We start from the raw sequence: 20,452 nt of genomic DNA on the forward strand, positions 1-20,452 counted from the left end.
TTGGGGTGATGCAATAAATGGTACTATACGGAAATATCTTGTAGTTTTAACAGTGAATTGCGCGTAGCGCATTTACAAAGGAATAAAAATGCGAGCTGCATTTGAGGCATGGGCACAACGCGACGGACATATCGTTCGCCGTCGAGAAGACAAACCGGAAGAGTATCTGGTTTTTGAAACGCAACGTCGCTGGGTGATCTGGCAAGCTGCGTTGGAACATGGTAAAACGCCTGGCGGCCGCAAGACCGCTGCGCAAAAAGAAGCCGCCGCAGCCGAAAAGCGTGCCGCCGAGGCGCTGCAACGCGTCCCGGCAGTGAGCCAGGACGAAGCTGCCGTGCGCAACCAGGTGCTCAACGAGGTGCTCGACGCATTCTCGTCGCTGGGCGGCCAGGGTGGCATGGACGACATCCTGAAGGTTGTCAACGGCCTCAAGAAAAAGCAGCAGGAGCAAGCTGAAGAGCGAGCACCTGCCGCCACCAAGGCTGCCGCCACGCAAAGCGCCTGAGTGTGCCGAACGTGACGAGTGTGACTGGCATGACACCGGTGCGTTACCGGCACTATAAAGGTGGCCTGTACGAACTGGTGTGCGAGGCCACTCTGGAAGCCGATCTGAGCACCATGATCGTTTACCGCGCAGCGGATGGATCGATCTGGTGCCGGCCAGCCGCCGTGTTTTTCGAGGTGATCGAGGTTGATGGCGTCAAAGTGCAACGCTTTACGCCTCTTGATTAAGAGAATCAACCTTCACTCGCCTTGCTACACTGTCCCGGTATCCATTACCGAGACAGACCATGGTTTTCCGTCCTACCGCACGCATCGTCGCTGCCGCACTGGCCATGTCAGGCAGTGCCGGTTGCGCATCGCTGAGCGAATCCACCGAACAAACCGTGCTGGTGCAAACCGTGCTCGACCATCGCCAGATCGGCGGCGTGGGTTGCGTGCTGTACAACGACGCCGGCAAATGGTTCGTCACTACGCCCGGCCGGGTGACCTTGCGCAAGAGCTCGGCACCATTGCGGATCGACTGCAAGAAGGAGGGGGCGGGCTGGGCGTACGAGCGTGTCGATCCCAAGCCCAATGGCAACCTGTGGGGCAACCTGATCCTGACTGCCGGCGTCGGTTACTTCATCGACCAGAACACCGGCGCCGGCTACGATTTCCCATCAACTCTGACGGTCATCATGCGGCCGACCGAGGAGCGCGACGAATTGCCGCCGCCTGCTGCCGGCGTGACGTTGTACTGAACTCTTGCTGCCTGGGATCGGACCCTGCCAAGGTTCCGACCCCGCCTGGTCGTGCGGCTTACGCCCGGTTGATCAGGAAGTTCGACAGCAGCGGCACCGGACGGCCGGTGGCACCTTTGGCTCCGCCCGATTTCCAGGCCGTGCCGGCGATGTCCAGGTGCGCCCAGGTGTACTTGCGGGTGAAGTTCTCGAGGAACGCCGCCGCCGTGCACGACGCGCCGCCCGGGCTGCCGATATTGGCCAGGTCGGCGAAGTTGGACTTCAACTGCTCGTTGTACTCTTCGCCGATCGGCAGGCGCCACGCGGTGTCGCCGGCAGCTTTGCCGGCCGCCATGATCTCGTCGGCCAGCGCGTTGTGGACGTCGTCGTCACGCGTAAACAGGCCGCTCTTGTGGTGGCCCAGCGCCACGATGCAGGCGCCGGTGAGCGTTGCCACGTCGAGCACCACGGCCGGGTTGAAGCGCTCGGCGTAGGTCAGTGCGTCGCACAGCACCAGGCGGCCTTCGGCGTCGGTGTTGAGGATCTCGATGGTCAGGCCGTTCATCGACGAGACGATATCGCCCGGCTTGGTGGCGCGGCCCGACGGCATGTTCTCGCAACTGGCGATTACGCCGATCACGTTGAGCTTCAGGTTCATCTCGCCGATAGCGCGCATGGTGCCCAGCACCGAGGCGGCGCCGCCCATGTCGTACTTCATTTCGTCCATGCCGGGACCGGCCTTGAGCGAAATGCCGCCGGTGTCGAAGGTGATGCCTTTACCGACCAGCACCACCGGCGCATCCTTGGCCTTGCCGCCCATGTGCTTGATGATGATGAACTTCGGCGGCTGCTCGCTGCCGTTGGTCACCGACAGGAAGCTGTTCATTTTCAGCGCTTCGAGCTGTTTGCGGTCCAGCACTTCGACGTCGAATTTATAGTCCTTGCCCAGCTTCTTGGCGGTGTTGGCCAGGTAGGTAGGAGTGCAGATATTGGCCGACAGGTTGCCCAGTTCCTTGGTCAGGTCCATGCCGTTGGCGATCGCCACGGCCTGGGCCAGCGCCAGCTTGGTTTCGGTGGTGGAGGGCACGGCCAGCGCGACCTTTTTCACGCCTGCCGGCGCCGGATCCTTCTTGCTCTTCTGGCCGTCGGTGCGGAACACGGTTTCGTGGCCGGTCTGGACTACGCAGCGGATCGCCCAATTGACGTCGCGCTCTTTCACTTCGGTCATCGGCAGTGCGATAATAGCGTCGCTCGCACCCAGGGCGCCGAAGGCCTTGATGGCGGCCGACACGCCGCTGGCAAAGCTTTTCTCGCTCACAGCTTCTTCATTGCCCAGGCCTACCAGCAGCACGCGCTCGGCGGCCACGCCTTGCACGCCGCGCAGCAGCAGGGTGGTGCCGGCCTTGCCGGTGATGTCGCCGGACTTGAGCGCAGCCGAGATTTCACCGGATCCATCGAGGGCCTTGGCGGCTTGCGACAGCTTTTTGTTCTCGAAGACCGCGACAGCCACTACGCCGGCTTTTGCCGAGGCGATGGTGTTCTTGGTGTCGAATGCTTTTATGCTAAAGTCCATTTGATTCTCCGTGACGTGTGCGAATTTCCAGTCTGCTCGAGGTGTTCGGCCAGGCTGTTACTTTTAATTTTTTGGCCCTGTCGAAGCTATAACACGGCCATAACCACCAATTATAAACTTCGAATGATTTTTCAACGCGCCTTAAGACGAGAAATGGCCGCTGCGGCCGGCACCAGCTTCACGGTGCTCTTCAGCGTCAGCGTGACCTGGACCCTGATCGGCATCCTCGGCAAGGCCGCCGGCGGCAAAGTCGATTCCGGCGACGTGCTGGCGCTGATCATGTTCGCGACCATCAATTATCTGCCCACCATCCTGATCCTCACCAGCTTTATCTCGGTGCTGATGGTGGTCACCCGCAGCTACCGCGATTCCGAAATGGTGGTGTGGTTCGCCTCGGGCCTGAGCCTCACGCGCTGGATCTGGCCGGTGCTCAGCTTCGGCATCCCGATGGTGCTGCTCACCGGGGCACTGAGCCTGGTGGCCGCGCCGTGGGCCAAGGAGAAAAGCTCCGAGTACGTCGAACGCTTCGCCAAGCGCGAAGACCTGCAAAAAGTCTCGCCCGGCCAGTTCCGCGAATCGGCCTCGGCCAACCGCATCTTCTTCGTCGAAGGCGTGGCCGGCGACACCTCGGTGGTGCACAACGTGTTCGTCAACACCGTCGATGAACGCGGCACCGCCGTCATCGTCGCGCGCGAAGGCGTAATCAGCACCGGCGCCAAGGGTGAACGCTACCTGGTGCTCAAGAACGGCCGCCGCTACCAGGGCGTGCCGGGTCAGTCCGACTTCCAGACCATGGAGTTCGAAAGCTACAGCATGCGCGTGGCCAGCCAGTCGCAGGAGCTCGACCCCGACAGCGACACCGACGCCATTCCGACCATGGCGCTGTTTGCCGACACCAGCACCTCCGGCCGCGCCGAACTGCTGTCGCGCATCGCCTCGCCGCTCACCTGTTTGCTGCTGGTGCTGCTGGCGATACCGCTGGGTTTTGTCAATCCGCGCGCGGGCAGCTCGGCCAACCTGATCATCGCGCTGCTGATCTTCTTCTCGTATAACAACCTGGTCAAGCTGATGGAAGGCGTGGTCCAGGGCGGTAAAATATCGTTCGCGCTGGGCTGGTGGCCGCTGCACCTGGTCACCGCGCTGGTGGTGCTCGCCATGTTCGCCTGGCGCCTGAACCTGAATCACCCTTACCATCCGCTGGCCATGCTGGCGGCGATGAAACGCTCGCGCATTGGCGCCGACAACAAGGCCGTCTCGCCATGAAAATCCTGCAACGCTATTTTGCCGTCTCGATCCTGCAGGCGGTTGCCTTCGTGCTGGTGGCGTTTTTGCTGCTGCAAGCCTTCCTCGACCTCACCGGCGAACTGCGCTCGGTCGGCAAGAACGGCTACACCTTGCAATACGCGCTGCTGTACGTGGCCGCACGCATACCCGGCTATGTATACCGGGTGATGCCGGTGGCGTCGCTGATCGGCACCATCTACATCATGGCGCAGTTTGCGGCCACCTCCGAGTTCACCATCATGCGCGCGGCGTCCATGTCCACCGGCATGGTGGGCTGGATGCTGGCCAAGATCGGCATCGTGCTGGTGATCATCACCTTCATTTTCGGTGAGCTGATCACGCCGCGCACCGCGCCGATTGCCGACACCATCAAGCTCAATTCGCGCGGGGCGGCGATTTCGTCCGAGTTCCGTTCCGGCCTGTGGACCAAGGACATCGTCAAGTCCGAGGGCATGACCGGCACCGTGATCGGCTCGCGCTTTTTCAACGTGCGCGAAGTGCGGCCCGACGGTGCGCTGGTGGACGTCAAGCTCTACGAGTTCGATAACAACTTCCGCCTGCGTTCCATCACCGCCGCCAAGCGCGGCACCTTCCAGGGCAAGAACAACTGGCTGCTTACGGACGTCACCGAAAACATCTTCACCAATCCGGCACTGCTCAAGCCGGGCATGATCGCCAACCTGGAGAACAACTTCGGCCAGGAGTCGAGCCTGATCGAAACGCGCCACAGCGCCACCAAGGACCTGATCTCCGAGATCACGCCGCGCATCCTGGCGGTGTCGGGCGCCGATCCCGATCGCATGTCGGCCAACGAGCTGTTGGTCTACACGCGCCACCTGCAGGAAAACCGCCAGGAGACCGAGCGCTTCAAGATCGCCTTCTGGAAAAAGCTGTTCGACCCGCTGGCCATTTTCGTATTGATGGCGCTGGCGCTGCCGTTCGGCTACCTGCACACGCGTAGCGGTGGCGTGAGCCTGAAGATTTTCGTCGGCATCATGATCGGCGTGAGCTTCCTGTTGGTAAACACCCTGTTCTCGCACCTTGGCGTGCTCAGTACCTGGCCCGCATTCCTGACGGCGCTGGCCCCCAGCTTGATATACCTGTTCCTGGCGCTCGGTGCGCTATGGTGGGTGGAAAGACATTAGATGACCAAGCAAGCCCTGATCTTATTTGCCCACGGCGCCCGCGCCGCCTCCTGGGCCGCACCGTTCGAACGGCTGCGCGACCTCACGCGTACGCGCCTGCCCGAGGTGCGGGTGGAGCTGGCATTTCTCGAACTGATGGAGCCGCGCCTGCCCGAGATGGTGGCGGACATGGCCACGCAAGGCATTGCGGACGTGACTGTGGTGCCGGTGTTCCTGGGGCAGGGTGGCCACGTGCTGCGCGCCCTGCCGCTGATGGTGGAGCAGCTGCGCATCGATCATCCGCAGCTGTCGTTCAAGGTGGTGGGGGCGGCCGGCGAAGATCCGGCGGTATTGAATGCGCTAACCGACTACTGCGTCAACTCGCTCTAAGGCCGCTTCAGGGCAGCCAGCGCTTCGTTGTAGCTCCTTTCCGTGCTGGCGCACTGTCTGCGTCGCTACGCCTCGCTCTGGCAGCCCTGAAGCGGCCTTTAATTAGTGACGCGGAATTAGCTTGATTTCGTAGAGCTTGGGCCACAGCTTGCCGGTGACGAACAGGCGTTTTTTGGCGGCGTCGTACGCGATGCCGTTGAGGACATTGTCGGCTGCCGGGCCTTTGCCGGCTTCCGCATACAGCTTGCCCAGGTCGATCCAGCCGGTGATTTTGCCGGTCTTCTGGTCGATGCGGGCAATGGTGTTGGTCTGCCAGACATTGGCGAAGATTTCGTCGCCCACCACTTCCAGCTCATTGAGCTGATCGACCGCGATGCCGTCGGCCGTCACCTTCACGCGCCGCACTTCGAGGAAGGTTTTCGGGTCGAGGAAGCGCAGCGTGTTGCTGCCGTCGCTGAGCACCAGCTCCTTGCCGTTTTGCGCCAGGCCCCAGCCTTCGCCGGGGTAGGCAAAGTCGCCCTTCGGCTCGAACGTCTTGAGATCGAACACGAAGCCGGTCTGCGAGCGCCAGGTGATGCTCACCAGCGTGTCGTTCCAGTCGGTCATGCCCTCGCCGAAATATTGCGCCGGAATGTCGCGGCTTTGCAGTACCTTGCCCGTTTCTAGCTGCACCTTGCGGATGGTGGACTTGCCGTTCAGGCCCGTGCTTTCGTACAAAAAACCGTCGCGGTACAGCAAACCCTGGGTGAACGCCTGGGCGTCGTGCGGGTAGCTGTGGACGATCTTGAAGTCGTAGGTAGGGATCGCGGCTGCGGCGGATGTCGATATCAGCGCCGAGCATAGGAAGAGGGAAACGCGGTTCTGGTTCACTGGTCTTGTTCGTAAAATGCGTTAAATGAGTGCGGCGTTTTGCAGCTCGACCATGGCGTCGAGGGTGGTGCCGGGGTGGGCGAATTCGGCATCGATGCAGGCGCGCGCTTCGGCCGAGGTGACCAGGGCGGCGGCTTGCTGGCGCAGCCGGGTGGCGGCAGCGTGGTCGCCATAGCCTTCGAGCAGTTCCAGGATCAGCCGCACTTCGGTCATGTAGTTGTAGACGGTGGCCAGCAGCTCGGACATGCCGGCGTCGGACAGCAGGTCGAGCGTGGCCACGTGGGCGCTCACTTCGGCCGCGTAGTCGCCCAGGTGGGCGTCAGGATGCGGCAGGTAGGTGTGCGCCAGTGTGAAGTCGCCGCAGGCCATCATCGACGGCAGCGCCGAGTTGGCGCATTCGCGGGCCAGGCTTGCTGGCAGGCGCTGGAACAGCTGGTACGTGTGCTGGGCGTCGCCCAGCTTGTCGTTGATGGCGCGCACGTCGTTGAACAGAACCGAGTCACCTTCGATATCGCTGCCATCGCCGGCCAGCAGCCGCTCGCTGTCGCGCTCGCGCAGGGCCACCAGCGCCTGGCGCGCGGGCAGGTATTCCTCGGCCAGCTTGGCCCAGGCATTGAGCACGTAGGACAAGCGCAGCGGCGCCACGTCCGAGTCGCGCTCCGAGGTAGCATCGAACAGCCAGGTGTAATCCTGCAGCGCGGCGTCGAACTGGCCGGCCGAGTGCGCGTTAAACGCACGGTCCAGGATGTCGTGAACATTATCCATTGCTGCCTCTGACACTGTGGGTAAGAGTGGATATTCTCACAATTTCGGGAAAGTTAGGCGCGGAGCTGTTGCTGTATTGCGTCGCTGATCCGGCTTTCGAGCTGCTGGTGGCTACGCGTTTGCATGGCGTCGCCGATCATGACCAGCACCGGGCCCTGTGCTTCACCCAGGCCGTGGGCCATGGCGGCGATGGTCATGCGGCGGATGCGCTGGTCGGCGCGGCTGACGTTTTCGATCACGATCACCGGCGTATCGGGGCGGCGGCCGCCATCGAGCAGGCGCTGCGCGGTGGCGATCGCCTCGCGCCCGCCCATGTACTGCACCAGGGTATCGGCATCTGGAATCGCATCGTGTTCGCGCTGGTCGGGTGCGGTGGACGAGGTGAAAAAGGCCACGCTGCGCGAGACACCGCGCTTGGTCAGTGGCTGCCTGGTGGTGGCAGCGGCAGCGAGCGCGGTGGTGATGCCGGGGACGACTTCCACCTCGATACCGGCTTCCTCGAGCGCGCGCAATTCCTCGTCGGCGCGGCCGAACAGCATCGGGTCGCCGCCTTTCAGGCGCACCACCACGGCGGCCTTGTGGGCGTGATCGACCAGCTGCTTGTTGATGAACTGCTGGGCGCTGGAGAGCTGGCCGCAGCGTTTGCCGACCAGGATTTTTTCGGCTTGCGGGCACAGCTCCAGCATCTCGGCCGTGACCAGGGCGTCGTGCAGCACCACGTCGGCTTGCGCCAGGAGGCGCGCACCGCGCAGTGTCATGAGGTCCTGGGCGCCGGGACCGGCGCCGATCAGGTAGACTTTTCCGAGAGTTGGCATTGCTGTAATCCTTGGTTGGCTGAGCCACGTCGTCCTCGCGAACGCGGGGACCGATAGAACATATGCTCTGTATTGCAGCATAATTTGAGCAAACGCTGCTCAAAGGTGCTATGGATCCCCGCTTGCGCGAGGATGACGATAGCAGGGCTAACGGTATTAACCTACGTTATCGCATGCGGGTATTAATCCGCTAACCGAATCATACCCGCTGCCACCGTCTGGTGGGTTACTTCATCGATCAGGATGAAAGCCCCGGTGGCGCGGATGTCGGCGTAGGCGTCGGCGGCCAGCGGCTGCTGCACCGTCAAGCCGATGCGCGCGATGTCGTTCAGTTTCAGGCCGTCGGCAGCGTGGCGCTGCTGGGTATTGATGTCCAGCAGCGACTCGATGGCCGTGATCTTGGCCGACGTCTGCCTGGTACCGTGCTTGATCCAGTACTTGCGGCGCTGGTCCAGCGGCTCGTCCGACATCCAGCAAACATCGGCTTTCAAGGTCTTGAGCAGGGTGGCCGGTTGACTTGCGCCAGCCAGCAGGTCGCCGCGCGAAATGTCCAGGTACTCTTCCAGCAGCAGGGTGACCGACTGGCCCACCACCGCCGACTGGTGCGAGCCTTCCAGGGTGACGATATCCTTGACGGTGGCGCTCTGGCCCGAAGGCTGGACCACCAGCTTGTCGCCGACCGACACCTTGCCGGCTTCGATACGGCCCATGTAGCCGCGGAAGTCGTTCGCTTCATGGCCGTTGTGGCGCGCCACCAGCTGCACCGGGAAGCGGAACGGCGCGTCGTGCGATGCATCATCGACCGACAGCGATTCGAGCAATTCGATCAGGGTCGGGCCCTGGTACCACGCCAGCTTGTCGCTGCGATCGACCACGTTGTCGCCGGTGAGGGCGGACAGTGGAATCGGCGTCACGTCTTTCAGGCCCAGGGTGGCGGCGAATTCCTGGTAAGCCTTGACGATGCGGTCGTAGATGGCCTGGTCGTAATTCACCAGGTCCATCTTGTTGACGGCCACGATCACGTGCTCGATCTGCAGCAGGTGGGCGATGGTCGAGTGGCGCTTGGTCTGGATCAGCAGATCCACACCGCCATCTTCGCGCAGTTTCACCTTCGACACATCGACCAGGATGATCACCGCGTCGGCGGTGGAAGCGCCGGTGACCATGTTGCGGGTGTACTGCTCGTGGCCCGGCGTGTCGGCGATGATGAACTTGCGCTTGGGCGTGGCGAAGTAGCGGTAGGCCACGTCGATGGTGATGCCCTGTTCGCGCTCGGCTTCCAGGCCGTCGGTCAGCAGCGACAAATCGACCGCGTCGCCCACGGTGCGCTTGTGCTTGGAGCGCGACATCGCGTCGAGCTGGTCGGCGAAGATGCCCTTGCTGTCGAACAGCAGGCGGCCGATCAGGGTGCTCTTGCCGTCGTCGACGGAACCGGCGGTGATGAAGCGCAGCAGGCCGCGCTCCGACAGATGTTGAACAGTGTTGTCAGTCAGTGCATTCATCAGAAGTATCCTGCTTTTTTACGTTTTTCCATCGATGCTTCGGAAGTCTGGTCGTCCATGCGGGTGGCACCGCGCTCGGTCACTTGGGTCACTGCCGTCTCGGCGATGATCGCGTCCACGGTGGCCGCGTCCGACGACACCGGGCAGGTGCACGAGATATCACCGACGGTGCGGAAACGCACCACTTGGGTTTGCACGGTTTCGCCTTCGCGCGGCGGCGTCAGGTCGGTCAGCGGCACCAGCAGGCCGTTGCGTGGAATCACCTGGCGTTCGTGGGCGAAGTAGATCGGCGGCAGTTCCAGTTTTTCGCGCGCGATGTATTGCCACACATCGAGCTCGGTCCAGTTCGAGATCGGGAACACGCGCATGTTCTCGCCCGGATGGACGCGGGTGTTATACAGGTCCCACAGTTCCGGGCGCTGCGACTTTGGATCCCACTGGCCGAATTCGTCGCGGAACGAGAAGATGCGTTCCTTGGCGCGGGCCTTTTCTTCATCGCGGCGCGCGCCGCCGATGCAGGCGTCGAAACCGTGTTCGGCGATGGTCTCCAGCAGCGTGACCGCTTGCGCGGCGTTGCGCGAGTCCGTGGCCGGGTTGCGCAGGCGCACCGTGCCCTTTTTGATCGATTCTTCGACCGAGCCGACGATCAGGCGTTCGCCCAGTTCGGCCACGCGCTTGTCGCGGAAGGTGATCACTTCCGGGAAGTTGTGGCCGGTATCGACGTGCACTAGCGGGAACGGGAATTTGCCGGGGCGGAAAGCCTTCTCCGCGATGCGCAGCAAGACCACCGAGTCTTTACCGCCCGAGAACAGCAGGGCAGGGTTGGCGCATTCGGCCGCCACTTCGCGCATGATGTGGATCGCTTCCGATTCCAGGGCGTCGAGGTGGCGCGCATTGACATGCACGGCGTGGTTTTCAGCTAATGCGTTCATAGGTTCTTTCTTGTTCGGCGGCCGAAGGGAATCAGGCTACCACGGATTTAATGCGTATCAGTTTGCCGTCCACCATGTGCAGGCCGCACTCCTTCGAGTCCGGGTTTTCCCACCACCAGCGGCCGGCGCGCACATCTTCGCCCGGCTGCACGGCGCGCGTGCACGGTGCGCAGCCAATCGATGGAAAGCCCTGGTCGTGCAGCGCGTTGTATGGCACGTTGTGCTCGCGGATGTAGTTCCACACGTCTTCCTCCGACCAGTCGGCCAGCGGATTGAACTTGACCATGCCGTGCGCCGTATCGTCTTCCTGCACGTGCAGCTCGGCGCGGGTGGTCGATTGGGCGCGGCGCTGTCCGGTGACCCAGGCCTTGTTGCCGGCCAGGGCGCGGCCCAGTGGTTCCACCTTGCGGATGCGGCAGCATTCGCGGCGCATCTCCACGCTGTCGTAAAAGGCGTTCAGGCCATTTTGCGCGACGTAGGCGTCGACCGCCTCGGGCTGGGGCTTGTACAGCGCGATCTCGTAGCCGTCGTAGTGGTCTTTGACCTTGCCCAGCATGTCCAGTGTTTCGGGATGCAGGCGGCCGGTTTCAAGCGAGAAGATGCCGATATCGAGTTTCGATTTCAGTATCAGGTCGGTCAGCACCATGTCTTCGGCGGCCAGGCTCGAGGCGAAAACCGCCGGGGAAAAATCGCTGGCGATGCGCGACAGCGTGGCGCTGCTGTCGGCAATCAGCTTGCTCAAATTATCCATGGGGTGGTCCAGTCAGGCGCCGGCGGCGAGGCGTGCGTGGCGGCGGAACAGCGGTACTTTCTGGTCCACGGACGCCTGGTAGGTTTCCGAAAAATCGGACAGACCCTTGAGCGCATCGTGCACGTCGCGGTCGGCGCGCACCACGTAGGCATCGAAGCCCACGCGGCTCATCTGGAATAGCTGGTCGCGCAGCACGTCGCCAATCGCCCGCAGCTCGCCGGTCCAGCCCAGGCGCAGGCGCAGGTTGTACGCGATCGAGTAGCCACGGCCGTCGGTAAACTTGGGGAAGTCCACCGCCACCAGGGCAAACTGCGACAGGTCGTCCTTGATCGCTTCGGGACGCTCATCGCTGGCGATCCACACGCCGATTTCGCCAAGCGCAGCGCGCGCGGCCAGCAGTTCGCGCTGCACCAGCCATACCGCTTGCGGCACGATGATTTTGCCTTCGGGGACGGCGACGGTGGCCGGGTCGATGGCCGGTGCGCCTTCCACCGGTTCGGCCAGGCGCAACACCAGCCAGCTGTCTTCGACCACTTCGCGGCCCTTGATGATCAGGTTTTTAACAGCGTCAGACATATTCATCCTCTCCTACCAGACGACCACCTTTTTCGGCGATCGGCGTGGCGTACACAAATTGCTTGAACGGGGCCACGCCCAGGCGCTGTGCGCAGTCGGCGAACGACTCGTCCTCGAAGCGCTCGCGCAGGTACACCTGCAACAGGCGGTCGATCACTTCCGGCATCTGCTGCGCCGAGAACGACGGGCCGATGATCTTGCCGATGGCAGCGTTGTTGCCCTGCGCGCCGCCGATCGACACCTGGTACCACTCGCTGCCATCTTTATCGACACCGAGCACGCCGATGGAGCCGACGTGGTGGTGGCCGCAAGCGTTGATGCAGCCCGAGATATTGAGTTCGATCTCGCCGATATCGTGCTGGAAGTCGATATTCTCGAAGCGCTCGGCGATCGACGCGGCGATCGGCAGCGACTTGGCGTTGGCCAGCGAGCAGAAGTCGCCGCCGGGGCAGCAGATCATGTCGGTCAGCAGGCCGATATTCGGCGTGGCCAGCTGGTGCGCCTTGGCTTCCTGCCACAGCGCGTACAATTGCGACTGTTCCACGTCGGCCAGCACCACGTTCTGTTCGTGGGTCACACGCAGTTCGCCGAAGCTGTAACGGTCGGCCAGGTCGGCCATGAAGTCCATCTGCTCGGCGGTGGCGTCACCGGGCGGCACGCCCGGTTTTTTCAGCGACAGCACCACGGCCGCGTAGCCTGGTTGCTTGTGCGGCTTGACGTTGCGGTTCACCCAGTTGGCGAACGCTTTATTGCCATCCTGGGCGGCGACGACGTCGCTGTCGTCGAGCTGTTTGTAAGCAGGCGGCTGGAAGTAGTCGATAATGCGCTGCATTTCTTCGACCGTCAGGGTCTCGGGACCGTCCTTGAGGTCTGCCCATTCTGCTTCGACCTGGCGCGCGAATTCTTCGGCGCCGATGGCCTTGAGCAGGATCTTGATGCGGGCCTTGTACTTGTTGTCGCGGCGGCCGTACTGGTTGTACACGCGCATCACGGCTTCGGTGTAAGTGAGCAGGTGCTGCCATGGCAGGAAGTCGCGGATCACGCTGCCGATGATCGGCGTGCGGCCCATGCCGCCGCCGGCCATGAACTTGAAGCCGATTTCGCCGGCGTCGTTGCGCACCACGGTCAGGCCAATGTCATGGATGGCGATCGCCGCGCGGTCTTCCACGGCGCCGTTGATGGCAACCTTGAACTTGCGCGGCAGGGCGATGAACTCGGGGTGGAACGTGGACCATTGGCGCAGCACTTCGGCGTAGGGACGCGGATCGATGATCTCGTCGGCGGCAACGCCGGCATACGGGTCGGACGTGGTGTTGCGGATGCAGTTGCCCGACGTCTGGATCGCGTGCATTTCCACCGAGGCCAGGTCGGTCAGGATGTCCGGGGTCTGTTCCAGCTCCACCCAGTTGAACTGGATGTTCTGGCGCGTGGTGAAGTGGCCATAGCCGCGGTCGTACTTGCGGGCGATATGGGCGAACATGCGCATCTGCTTGGACGCCAGCAGGCCGTATGGCACGGCGATGCGCAGCATGTAGGCGTGGCGTTGCATGTACAAGCCGTTTTGCAGGCGCAGCGGCACGAACTCGGCTTCGGTCAGCTCATCGGCGAGGCGGCGGCGTACCTGGTCGCGGTACTGTGCAATGCGTTCGCGCACGATAAGATGGTCGTATTGGTCGTATTGATACATATTGTTCCTGGTTGGTCGGCGACTAGAATCCCCAAAGTAGCTGCAATAGTAATAAACTTCAGCTTTATTCCAAACTACTTAGTCTTTATTTGCTTATATAAGGATTGGGTATAAGTACGGACGTTAATTAAAGATCGGTCGAGATGAACCTTCACCAACTGCGCTTCGTGCGCGAAGCTGTACGCCAGAACTACAATCTGACCGACGCCGCCAAGGCGCTGTTTACCTCGCAACCAGGCGTGTCCAAGGCGATTATCGAGCTCGAAGAAGAGTTGGGGGTGGACATCTTTACCCGGCACGGCAAGCGCATCCGCGGCCTGACCGAGCCGGGGCGGCTGGTATTGTCGTCGGTGGAACTGATCATGCAGGAGATCGACAGTCTCAAGCGCATTGGCAAGGAATACGCGGCCCAGGACAGCGGCAGCTTTACCATCGCCACCACCCACACGCAGGCCCGCTACACCTTGCCGAAAGTGGTGCAGGCGTTCATGGTCAAGTTCCCCAAGGTGCGCTTATCGTTGCTTCAAGGTAATCCGCAGCAGATCGCCGAGATGGTCCAGCGCGACCAGGCCGACCTGGCGATTGCCACCGAATCGATCGCCGGCATTAACGGTTTGATCACCTTGCCATGTTACCAATGGGAGCACGTGCTGGTGGTGGCGCCCGACCATCCGCTGCTGCGCTACAAGGAGGTAACGCTGGAAGAAATTGCAGCGTACCCGATCATCACCTATGATGGCGCCTTTGCCGGCCGCAGCAAGATCGATCACGCGTTTGCGCTGCGCGGCCTGAAGCTCGACGTGTTGCTCGAGGCGATAGACGCCGACGTCATCAAGACCTATGTGGAGTTGGGCATGGGCATCGGTATCATCGCGGGCATGGCCTTCGACGCCGAGCGCGACAAGAATCTGCGCGCGATTCCGGTAGGACACCTGTTTGGCATGAACGTCTCGCGCGTGGCCGTCAAGCAGGGCGCCTATCTGCGCAGCTATATATATACCTTTATCGAACTGCTGGCGCCCACGCTCAACCGCAAGCTGGTGGAGCAGGCCATGAGTGGCGATAAAGAGCACTACGAACTGTAAAACGAGAAAGCACTCCCATGATTACCAATCAGTTGGCACAATTTTATGCCGTTAACGCCGACAATTACGACCAGGTGTACGCCCAGGAAGAGCGCTTCGACGACCTCGACGACCTGCAGGAAATGGTTGCCGAGATGTTCGAAGGCCACAAGGTGCTGGAACTGGCCTGCGGCACCGCGTACTGGACCGACCTGATCTCGGAGACCGCCGAGTCGGTCTACGCTACCGATCTGTTGCCGGAAATGATAGCCCTGGCCGAAACCCGTGGCCTCGACGAAGATGTGGTCACCTTCGGCATCATGGATGCCTTCAACCTGCCTGACGGTCTGGAAGGCAAGTACACGGCCGTGTTTGCCGCCGGCTTGTGGAGCCACGTGCGCCGCGAAGACCAGGAAAAATACCTGAAAGAGCTGCGCACCAAGCTGGGCAAGGACGTGTTGCTGGTGTTGCTGGACGAAACCTATGTCGATGGCAATTCGATGGTGTTCGCCCGCACGGATATGGAAGGCAATACCCACCAGATCCTCACCGCCGACGACGGCCAGCGTTACGAAATCATGAAGAACTACCTGACCGACAGCACGCTGCGCAAGCGTTTTGCCGCGTCCACCAAGCAGATTCGCATCGAGCGGCTCGAGTATTACTACCTGCTGAGCTGCCGCTTGAAGTAAGGTTTGTTGCCCTGATAAAACAGCCGCCACGTGCGGCTGTTTTGCTTTGTGGCTCAGAAACAACAGCTTGGCGTTGTCACATTGTTGAAGTATTTGATAGGCATGATTCCGCCGGTACAAGCAAATCGTGCAGCACTCTTTCAACCTTCAGTAGAGAACTTCAAGTGAAAAAACTTACTCTGGCAGCAATGATCATCGGCGGCTTCGCAGCCCAGGCCCAAGCGCAATCGAACGTCACCATCTACGGTCTGGTTGACGTCGGCATGGTTTCCGAGCGCGGTGGCGCAGCCGGCAGCGTGACCAAAGTGACCAGCGGTATCGGCGGCCAGTCGCGTCTGGGTTTCCGTGGTACCGAAGACCTGGGTAACGGCCTGTCGGCCATTTTCCAGCTGGAAGCCGGCATCAAGGTTGACGACGGTACCCTGGACAACACCAACAGCGCGCTGTTCAACCGCGCAGCCATGGTCGGCCTGAAAAGCAAGGACGCCGGCACCCTGACCATCGGTCGCCAGCAAACCATGTTGTACAACGCGTTGAGCCAGGTCGCCGACCCGTTCGGCGCCGGTTACGCCGGTAGCGCCAAGAACCTGTTCCCAACCTCGGGCAACCTGACCCGCGTAAGCAACTCGCTGGTGTACACCACCCCGACCTTCTCGGGCTTCACCATCGACGGCCAGTACGCCCTGGGCGAACAGGCTGGCAGCAGCGAAGCCGCCCGCCAGTTCGGCCTGGGCATGGCTTACTCGCAAGGTCCGCTGAATGTGCGCGTGGTGTACAACAACCGCAACAACGACACCGTCGCCAATGGCATCGTCACCGAGCGCGACACCGGCAAGAACACCCTGGTGGCCATGAACTATGACTTCCAGGTGGTGAAGGCCTACGTTGCCTACGGCACCAACAAGGGCCTGAACAGCGCGCCGCTGCCAGTGGCCAATGCCTTCGCTTACCGCGTGGCCCCAACCGCCAGCCTCGATAGCGACAACATCCTGGTCGGCGCGCAGATCCCGGTCGGCGCTGGCACCATCATGACGTCGTACACCCGCAAGAACGACAAGACCAACTTCAACCAGGACGCCGACCAGTTCGCCGTCGGTTACCTGTACGCGCTGTCCAAGCGTACCGGCGCCTACGCCAGCTACGCCAAGATCAAGAACAAGAACGGCGCCGGCTACACCGTGGGTAACAACAACGAGCCAGGCACCGGCGACAAGGCGTTCAACGTCGGCGTGCGTCACTCGTTCTAAGCAGGTTCAAGGGGCGGGCGCGCGCGGTGGCAGTGGCAGCCGGACCATGATCCGGGTGCCGCCGTCGCTGAGGATGGAAATATCGCCTTGCAGCGCCCACACCCTTTCGCGCATCCCGATCAGGCCATAGGACGAAGCTTTGTCCATGTCCTGGGCGGCGATGCTGCGGCCGTCGTCCTGGATGGAAATATCGAGCAAATCGTCCACCCGCCGCAATGACAGTTCGACCCTGGTTGCTTGCGCATGGCGCATGATATTGGTCAGCGCTTCCTGCACGATGCGGTAAATGGCCGTGCTATAGGCATCATCGAGTATCAATTCTTCTTCGTTCGCATGCAGACGGCACGCTATGCCGTAGTGCGAGACGAATTCCTGGCGCAAGCTCTCCAGCGCAAAATACAGACCACCTTCATCGAGTGCGCGCGGCCGCAGGTTGCTGGCAATGCGCCGCAGCGACGTGATCGACGCCATCAGCAACTCATCCATGCCATTGAGCAGCTTGCGCGGCCCTGGCTCACGTAACTGGCGTTGCAGCAGTGCCAGGTCCACCCGTAGCGTGGCCAGCAACTGGCCCAGGTCGTCGTGCAGTTCGCGGGCGATGTGCTTGCGTTCCTCTTCGCGGATGGTTTGCAGCGCGGCCGACAGCTCGCGCAGCTGCGTATAGGACTGCGCCAGCTTTTCCTGCACCTGTTTGCGCTCGGTAATGTCGCGCAAGATGATGGTGTAAATCGGCTTGCCGCTTTCGTATAGCGACGAGATCGACCCCTCGAGCGGCAAATGCTGGCCGTCGCTGCGCACGCCGGTGACCGCGTAATCGCTGGCGCGGCGGCCCTTCATGCGCAGGTGGATGCCGGTATTGCCGAAATAATGGGACGTCGCCGGGTTGGCGCCCAGGCGCTGGTCGCGCGGGATGAAGGCATTGAGCGGTGCGCCCTGCATGTCGTCGAGCGAGACGCCGAACATGGTGGCAGCCGCCGGGTTGGCCTGCAGGATGGATTGCTGCTCGTCGGTGACGATGATGGCGTCACTGGCGTGCTGAATGATGCCCCGGCTGCGACGCCAGGACTTGCGGCCGAGTGGCTGCAGTAGTGGTCGCAACAAGGGACGCGCCAGCCAGGCGACGCCGGTGGCGGCAGTGATGGCGAGCAGGGACAGAAGGGGGCGGGGTAGCTTCATGCAAAATCCCCAGCCGGAAAAGGGCGGCTGCACTCTGTACCATAGGACAAGCGCAGGTCCGCCCCTTGATGCCTATCAAGTGCGCATCAATGCGCATTTACATCAGCGCATTACATCGGCTAGCTACATCTGCTTGAACAAATGCAGGAAGCTGCGGCTGACCTCCAGCTTGTCGGAGCGGCCCTTGATCATCACCAGGTGGCGACCGCGGATGTCGCGGGTCACGCCTTCGATGGCGTTGACGTTCACCAGGGTGGCGCGGTGGATTTGCCAGAACAGCTTGGGATCGAGCTCCTCGGCCAGGTCGCGCACGGGCTTGCGGATCAGCGCCTCGTAACGCTCGGTCTGCACGCATGTGTATTTTTCGTCGGAACGGAAAAACAGGATTTCCTCGACCGGGATCATGCGCAGGTCCTGGCCGATGCTGGCCTGTATCCATTGCAGGTGCGATGGCTTGGGCGCCGAGATTTTCTCGGTCAGCTGCGACAGCAGCGCCGTTACGCTGGCGCTGACATCCGGCGTGGCGGGCTTGTTCAGGCGTTCCTTGAGGCGGTCGACCGTGATTTTCAGGCGTTCCGGCTCGGACGGCTTGAGCACGTAGTCGATGGCGCCGCGCTCGAAGGCTTCGACCGCGTAGGCGTCGTAGGCGGTGACGAACACGATATTGCTCTTGCTACCGATCACGGTGGCCGCTTCCATGCCGGTCTTGCCGGGCATGCGGATGTCGAGGAAGGTGAAGTCCGGCTTGAGCTGGTCGACCAGCTCGATCGCTTCGTCGCCGTTCTTGGCTTCGCCAAGAATTTCAAGCTCCGGCCATACTTGTTCCAAGCGCATGCGCAGCTGGTCGCGCATCAGTCTTTCGTCATCGGCAATAATTGCAGTAGGCATCGGGTTCGCAGGCTAAGGATTATCAAAGGAATAGTCGATCAATTATTCAACGAATTGCGCTCATGGTCAATTAATCAATTGGTCTTGGACAGGTTGGTTGGTTCGGCCTTGGTTTTCGCAAGCGCGTACGGTACTTCGATGGTGGCGATCACACCGCTTGGTGTGTTGGCAGCGATCAGTAGCTGGCCTTGTTCCCCATGCAGCAGTTTCAGCCGTTCGCGGATATTGGTCAGGCCCAGCCCGGTGCCATTGCTGGGCACGGCGCCGAAGCCCAGCCCGGTATCGGAAACGATCACGCGCAGCTTGTTGTGGGCCACTTCGGCGCGCACCTTCAGCACGCCGCCCTCGGGCTTGGCTTCCAGGCCGTGCTTGATGGCGTTTTCCACCATCGACTGCAGCATCATCGGCGGGAAGGCAGCGGTGCGCAGGCCGTCGGGTACATCGAATTCCACGATCAGGCGTTCTTCCATGCGCATTTTGAGCAGGTTCAGGTAAGCCTCCACCATGTCGGCTTCACGGCCGAGGTTGGTAATCAGGGCGTTGTCGCGCATTTGCGGCAGCACCGCGCGCAGGTAGCGGATCAGGCTGCGCTGCATGGCGGAGGCGCGTGGCGGGTCGGTTTCGATCAGGTGCTCGACCGAGGCCAGGGTATTGAACAGGAAGTGCGGCTCCACCTGCGCCTGCATCATTTGCATGCGCGCTTCGGAGAGCTGGCGCTGCATGGCTTCGCGCTCGACGGCGGCGTTGGCGTTCTGGGTTTCAGCTTCCGCGCGTTTTTTGCCGCCCATTAGCGCCTTGGTGCCGAACAGGGCCAGTACCAGCAAGGTCACGAAACTCTTGAACCAGGTTGACGCCTGCACGTGGTAGCGGGCCACTTTCTGCTCGGCCGCATCGTCGACCGCTTCTTCGATGGCGTTGGACAATTCCTCGCCGATTTGCGGCGGCAGTTCGATGTGGACTTCGTCGCCCGGCAGTGACGGCAGCGATGGCACGGCGGACGCTTTGCCGCTTTTGCCCGGGGTGGCCGGGGTGACTGGTGTAGCTGGTGTAGCCGGGACGGCTGGCTCCTCAGGCGGCAGATCCGGTTCTGTCGGTTCGGCAGGTTCGGCAGGTTCGGCAGGCTCGACGGGAGCGGCGGCTGGGGTTGGGTGTTCCGCAGCGGCTTTCTCGGCATCCTTGTTAATGTTCCTGTTGCGGGGATTGAAGCGAATGCCGCTGTCGTCGATGACGATATTGCTGTCGCCACCACGCCGCTTGGGCTTGTCGCTGCGTACCGATTCTTCCATCACCGTGTTCGACGAGAACAGCTCATCTTGCAAGATGGAGCCTGCGATCAGCATCAGGATGGCAAATACCAGGAACTTCCACCAGGACAGTTGCGTGACCCAGGTGGCGACCACATCGAAGGCGCGGTGCAACCAGGTAACGACGGTTTTGACCGTTTCTTGAGTTTTGGGCGTAGGAAACATGTGCAACTTTCACTGGCGTGGTTTGATGATGCAACTGTAACGACCGGCGCCGCTTTGCGCCATGGCCGTGCGACAGGATGCAATAAACAGGGGATGGACCGTGTCGCAGAAATGTTTCTTGCCACGGCACGCAGAGCTGGCTATAATTCGCCCCCTCGCTGAAGACGATATGCAAATGTTAGACGAAGCGAGGAAAAAAGAAGGTTGACGTAACGAGCGAAACGCTTCATACTCTTCCTTCTCGCTGACAAACAAAACGATTTGTCAAGTGCGAAAGTCACACCGAATACAGTTCTTTAAAAATTAACAGTCGATAAGTGTGGACGTTTGATGAAAGTGCACACAGCACTAGTTGCTGTGATACTTAAAATATCAAATGTTCACAAGAAGTAATGAAATAGGCGCTATGAAAATAGTGGCCTGT

21 protein-coding genes and 1 pseudogene are annotated in these 20,452 nt (G+C 61.4%); 10 read left to right on the forward strand and 12 right to left on the reverse strand.

The window, feature by feature from the left end; translation table 11 throughout:
* Nucleotides 1-88: 88 nt before the first annotated feature.
* The 4 genes and pseudogenes from DUPY_RS29335 to DUPY_RS00425 all read left to right on the forward strand — a co-directional run.
* Nucleotides 89-208: pseudogene (locus DUPY_RS29335) on the forward strand (phiTE_015 family protein); the annotation flags it as partial.
* A gap of 3 nt (nt 209-211) precedes the next feature.
* Complete coding sequence (locus DUPY_RS00415) at nt 212-505, forward strand: hypothetical protein (RefSeq protein WP_229255185.1); 294 nt, start codon at nt 212-214, stop codon at nt 503-505.
* A 38-nt stretch (nt 506-543) separates the two neighbouring features.
* Complete coding sequence (locus tag DUPY_RS00420) at nt 544-732, forward strand: DUF1653 domain-containing protein (RefSeq protein WP_070245783.1); 189 nt, start codon at nt 544-546, stop codon at nt 730-732.
* A 59-nt stretch (nt 733-791) separates the two neighbouring features.
* A complete protein-coding gene (locus tag DUPY_RS00425; RefSeq protein WP_229255186.1) occupies nt 792-1,244 on the forward strand; it encodes a hypothetical protein in 453 nt (150 codons plus the stop codon).
* 58 nt (nt 1,245-1,302) lie between these two features.
* Here the strand turns inward: DUPY_RS00425 and DUPY_RS00430 are convergent, their stop codons facing one another.
* Nucleotides 1,303-2,796 (reverse strand): leucyl aminopeptidase, encoded by a 1,494-nt coding sequence (locus DUPY_RS00430; RefSeq protein ID WP_070245761.1) that lies wholly within the window; start codon nt 2,794-2,796, stop codon nt 1,303-1,305.
* Between the two features lie 123 nt (nt 2,797-2,919).
* Between DUPY_RS00430 and lptF the strand changes: the two genes are divergently transcribed.
* The 3 genes from lptF to DUPY_RS00445 are packed head-to-tail and all read left to right on the forward strand — an operon-like array spanning nt 2,920 to nt 5,594.
* Nucleotides 2,920-4,059, forward strand: coding sequence for an LPS export ABC transporter permease LptF (gene lptF / locus DUPY_RS00435; RefSeq protein WP_070245762.1), 1,140 nt, complete (start codon nt 2,920-2,922; stop codon nt 4,057-4,059).
* Nucleotides 4,056-5,225 (forward strand): LPS export ABC transporter permease LptG, encoded by a 1,170-nt coding sequence (gene lptG, locus DUPY_RS00440; protein WP_070245763.1) that lies wholly within the window; start codon nt 4,056-4,058, stop codon nt 5,223-5,225. The genes lptF and lptG overlap by 4 nt, the downstream gene beginning before the upstream one ends.
* Complete coding sequence (locus tag DUPY_RS00445) at nt 5,226-5,594, forward strand: sirohydrochlorin chelatase (RefSeq protein WP_070245764.1); 369 nt, start codon at nt 5,226-5,228, stop codon at nt 5,592-5,594. It abuts the gene before it with no gap.
* A gap of 102 nt (nt 5,595-5,696) precedes the next feature.
* On the opposite strand, the gene DUPY_RS00450 is transcribed toward DUPY_RS00445, so the two are convergent.
* From DUPY_RS00450 to DUPY_RS00485, 8 genes are all read right to left on the reverse strand, one after another.
* Nucleotides 5,697-6,464, reverse strand: coding sequence for a glutaminyl-peptide cyclotransferase (locus tag DUPY_RS00450; protein ID WP_070245765.1), 768 nt, complete (start codon nt 6,462-6,464; stop codon nt 5,697-5,699).
* 21 nt (nt 6,465-6,485) lie between these two features.
* Entirely contained in the window at nt 6,486-7,229 is a 744-nt protein-coding gene (locus DUPY_RS00455; RefSeq protein ID WP_070245766.1) for a hypothetical protein, read from the reverse strand.
* A gap of 53 nt (nt 7,230-7,282) precedes the next feature.
* Nucleotides 7,283-8,044 carry a uroporphyrinogen-III C-methyltransferase gene (gene cobA / locus DUPY_RS00460; protein ID WP_070245767.1) on the reverse strand — a complete coding sequence of 254 codons (762 nt, stop codon included), beginning with the start codon at nt 8,042-8,044 and terminating at the stop codon, nt 7,283-7,285.
* Between the two features lie 182 nt (nt 8,045-8,226).
* On the reverse strand, nt 8,227-9,546 hold the full coding sequence (locus DUPY_RS00465) for a sulfate adenylyltransferase subunit 1 (RefSeq protein WP_070245768.1): 1,320 nt from the start codon (nt 9,544-9,546) through the stop codon (nt 8,227-8,229).
* Entirely contained in the window at nt 9,546-10,478 is a 933-nt protein-coding gene (cysD, locus tag DUPY_RS00470) for a sulfate adenylyltransferase subunit CysD (RefSeq protein ID WP_070245769.1), read from the reverse strand. Before cysD ends, DUPY_RS00465 begins: the two co-directional genes overlap by 1 nt.
* Nucleotides 10,479-10,509: 31 nt before the next feature.
* Complete coding sequence (locus tag DUPY_RS00475) at nt 10,510-11,229, reverse strand: phosphoadenylyl-sulfate reductase (protein WP_070245770.1); 720 nt, start codon at nt 11,227-11,229, stop codon at nt 10,510-10,512.
* A 12-nt stretch (nt 11,230-11,241) separates the two neighbouring features.
* A complete protein-coding gene (locus tag DUPY_RS00480) occupies nt 11,242-11,805 on the reverse strand; it encodes a DUF934 domain-containing protein (protein WP_070245771.1) in 564 nt (187 codons plus the stop codon).
* Nucleotides 11,798-13,492 (reverse strand): nitrite/sulfite reductase, encoded by a 1,695-nt coding sequence (locus DUPY_RS00485; RefSeq protein WP_070245772.1) that lies wholly within the window; start codon nt 13,490-13,492, stop codon nt 11,798-11,800. The genes DUPY_RS00480 and DUPY_RS00485 overlap by 8 nt, the downstream gene beginning before the upstream one ends.
* 143 nt (nt 13,493-13,635) lie before the next feature.
* Between DUPY_RS00485 and DUPY_RS00490 the strand changes: the two genes are divergently transcribed.
* The 3 genes from DUPY_RS00490 to DUPY_RS00500 all read left to right on the forward strand — a co-directional run bounded on the left by DUPY_RS00490 (nt 13,636) and on the right by DUPY_RS00500 (nt 16,495).
* Nucleotides 13,636-14,577, forward strand: coding sequence for a CysB family HTH-type transcriptional regulator (locus tag DUPY_RS00490; protein ID WP_019921913.1), 942 nt, complete (start codon nt 13,636-13,638; stop codon nt 14,575-14,577).
* A gap of 17 nt (nt 14,578-14,594) precedes the next feature.
* Entirely contained in the window at nt 14,595-15,248 is a 654-nt protein-coding gene (locus tag DUPY_RS00495) for a class I SAM-dependent methyltransferase (protein ID WP_070245773.1), read from the forward strand.
* A gap of 164 nt (nt 15,249-15,412) precedes the next feature.
* Entirely contained in the window at nt 15,413-16,495 is a 1,083-nt protein-coding gene (locus DUPY_RS00500; RefSeq protein WP_443093054.1) for a porin, read from the forward strand.
* 6 nt (nt 16,496-16,501) lie between these two features.
* On the opposite strand, the gene DUPY_RS00505 is transcribed toward DUPY_RS00500, so the two are convergent.
* The 3 genes from DUPY_RS00505 to DUPY_RS00515 all read right to left on the reverse strand — a co-directional run bounded on the left by DUPY_RS00505 (nt 16,502) and on the right by DUPY_RS00515 (nt 20,028).
* Nucleotides 16,502-17,671, reverse strand: a complete 1,170-nt coding sequence (locus tag DUPY_RS00505; RefSeq protein WP_070245775.1) for a PAS domain-containing sensor histidine kinase — start codon at nt 17,669-17,671, stop codon at nt 16,502-16,504.
* Between the two features lie 123 nt (nt 17,672-17,794).
* Complete coding sequence (locus DUPY_RS00510) at nt 17,795-18,559, reverse strand: LytR/AlgR family response regulator transcription factor (protein WP_070245776.1); 765 nt, start codon at nt 18,557-18,559, stop codon at nt 17,795-17,797.
* A 74-nt stretch (nt 18,560-18,633) separates the two neighbouring features.
* The gene (locus DUPY_RS00515; protein WP_070245777.1) at nt 18,634-20,028 is read right to left on the reverse strand and encodes a sensor histidine kinase; all 1,395 of its coding nucleotides are present in this window, start codon (nt 20,026-20,028) and stop codon (nt 18,634-18,636) included.
* Nucleotides 20,029-20,452: the final 424 nt, after the last annotated feature.

This window comes from Duganella phyllosphaerae, from assembly GCF_001758785.1.
In the GTDB taxonomy this organism is placed as follows: domain Bacteria; phylum Pseudomonadota; class Gammaproteobacteria; order Burkholderiales; family Burkholderiaceae_D; genus Rugamonas; species Rugamonas phyllosphaerae.

What these genes read in the sequence shown, in the direction of transcription:
- DUPY_RS00425 (WP_229255186.1), top strand. Translation starts at nt 792, where the DNA reads ATGGTTTTCCGTCCTACCGCACGCATCGTCGCTGCCGCACTGGCCATG.
- DUPY_RS00430 (WP_070245761.1), bottom strand. Translation starts at nt 2,796, where the DNA reads ATGGACTTTAGCATAAAAGCATTCGACACCAAGAACACCATCGCCTCG.
- lptF (WP_070245762.1), top strand. Translation starts at nt 2,920, where the DNA reads ATGATTTTTCAACGCGCCTTAAGACGAGAAATGGCCGCTGCGGCCGGC.
- lptG (WP_070245763.1), top strand. Translation starts at nt 4,056, where the DNA reads ATGAAAATCCTGCAACGCTATTTTGCCGTCTCGATCCTGCAGGCGGTT.
- DUPY_RS00445 (WP_070245764.1), top strand. Translation starts at nt 5,226, where the DNA reads ATGACCAAGCAAGCCCTGATCTTATTTGCCCACGGCGCCCGCGCCGCC.
- DUPY_RS00455 (WP_070245766.1), bottom strand. Translation starts at nt 7,229, where the DNA reads ATGGATAATGTTCACGACATCCTGGACCGTGCGTTTAACGCGCACTCG.
- cobA (WP_070245767.1), bottom strand. Translation starts at nt 8,044, where the DNA reads ATGCCAACTCTCGGAAAAGTCTACCTGATCGGCGCCGGTCCCGGCGCC.
- DUPY_RS00465 (WP_070245768.1), bottom strand. Translation starts at nt 9,546, where the DNA reads ATGAATGCACTGACTGACAACACTGTTCAACATCTGTCGGAGCGCGGC.
- cysD (WP_070245769.1), bottom strand. Translation starts at nt 10,478, where the DNA reads ATGAACGCATTAGCTGAAAACCACGCCGTGCATGTCAATGCGCGCCAC.
- DUPY_RS00475 (WP_070245770.1), bottom strand. Translation starts at nt 11,229, where the DNA reads ATGGATAATTTGAGCAAGCTGATTGCCGACAGCAGCGCCACGCTGTCG.
- DUPY_RS00480 (WP_070245771.1), bottom strand. Translation starts at nt 11,805, where the DNA reads ATGTCTGACGCTGTTAAAAACCTGATCATCAAGGGCCGCGAAGTGGTC.
- DUPY_RS00485 (WP_070245772.1), bottom strand. Translation starts at nt 13,492, where the DNA reads ATGTATCAATACGACCAATACGACCATCTTATCGTGCGCGAACGCATT.
- DUPY_RS00490 (WP_019921913.1), top strand. Translation starts at nt 13,636, where the DNA reads ATGAACCTTCACCAACTGCGCTTCGTGCGCGAAGCTGTACGCCAGAAC.
- DUPY_RS00495 (WP_070245773.1), top strand. Translation starts at nt 14,595, where the DNA reads ATGATTACCAATCAGTTGGCACAATTTTATGCCGTTAACGCCGACAAT.
- DUPY_RS00505 (WP_070245775.1), bottom strand. Translation starts at nt 17,671, where the DNA reads ATGAAGCTACCCCGCCCCCTTCTGTCCCTGCTCGCCATCACTGCCGCC.
- DUPY_RS00510 (WP_070245776.1), bottom strand. Translation starts at nt 18,559, where the DNA reads ATGCCTACTGCAATTATTGCCGATGACGAAAGACTGATGCGCGACCAG.
- DUPY_RS00515 (WP_070245777.1), bottom strand. Translation starts at nt 20,028, where the DNA reads ATGTTTCCTACGCCCAAAACTCAAGAAACGGTCAAAACCGTCGTTACC.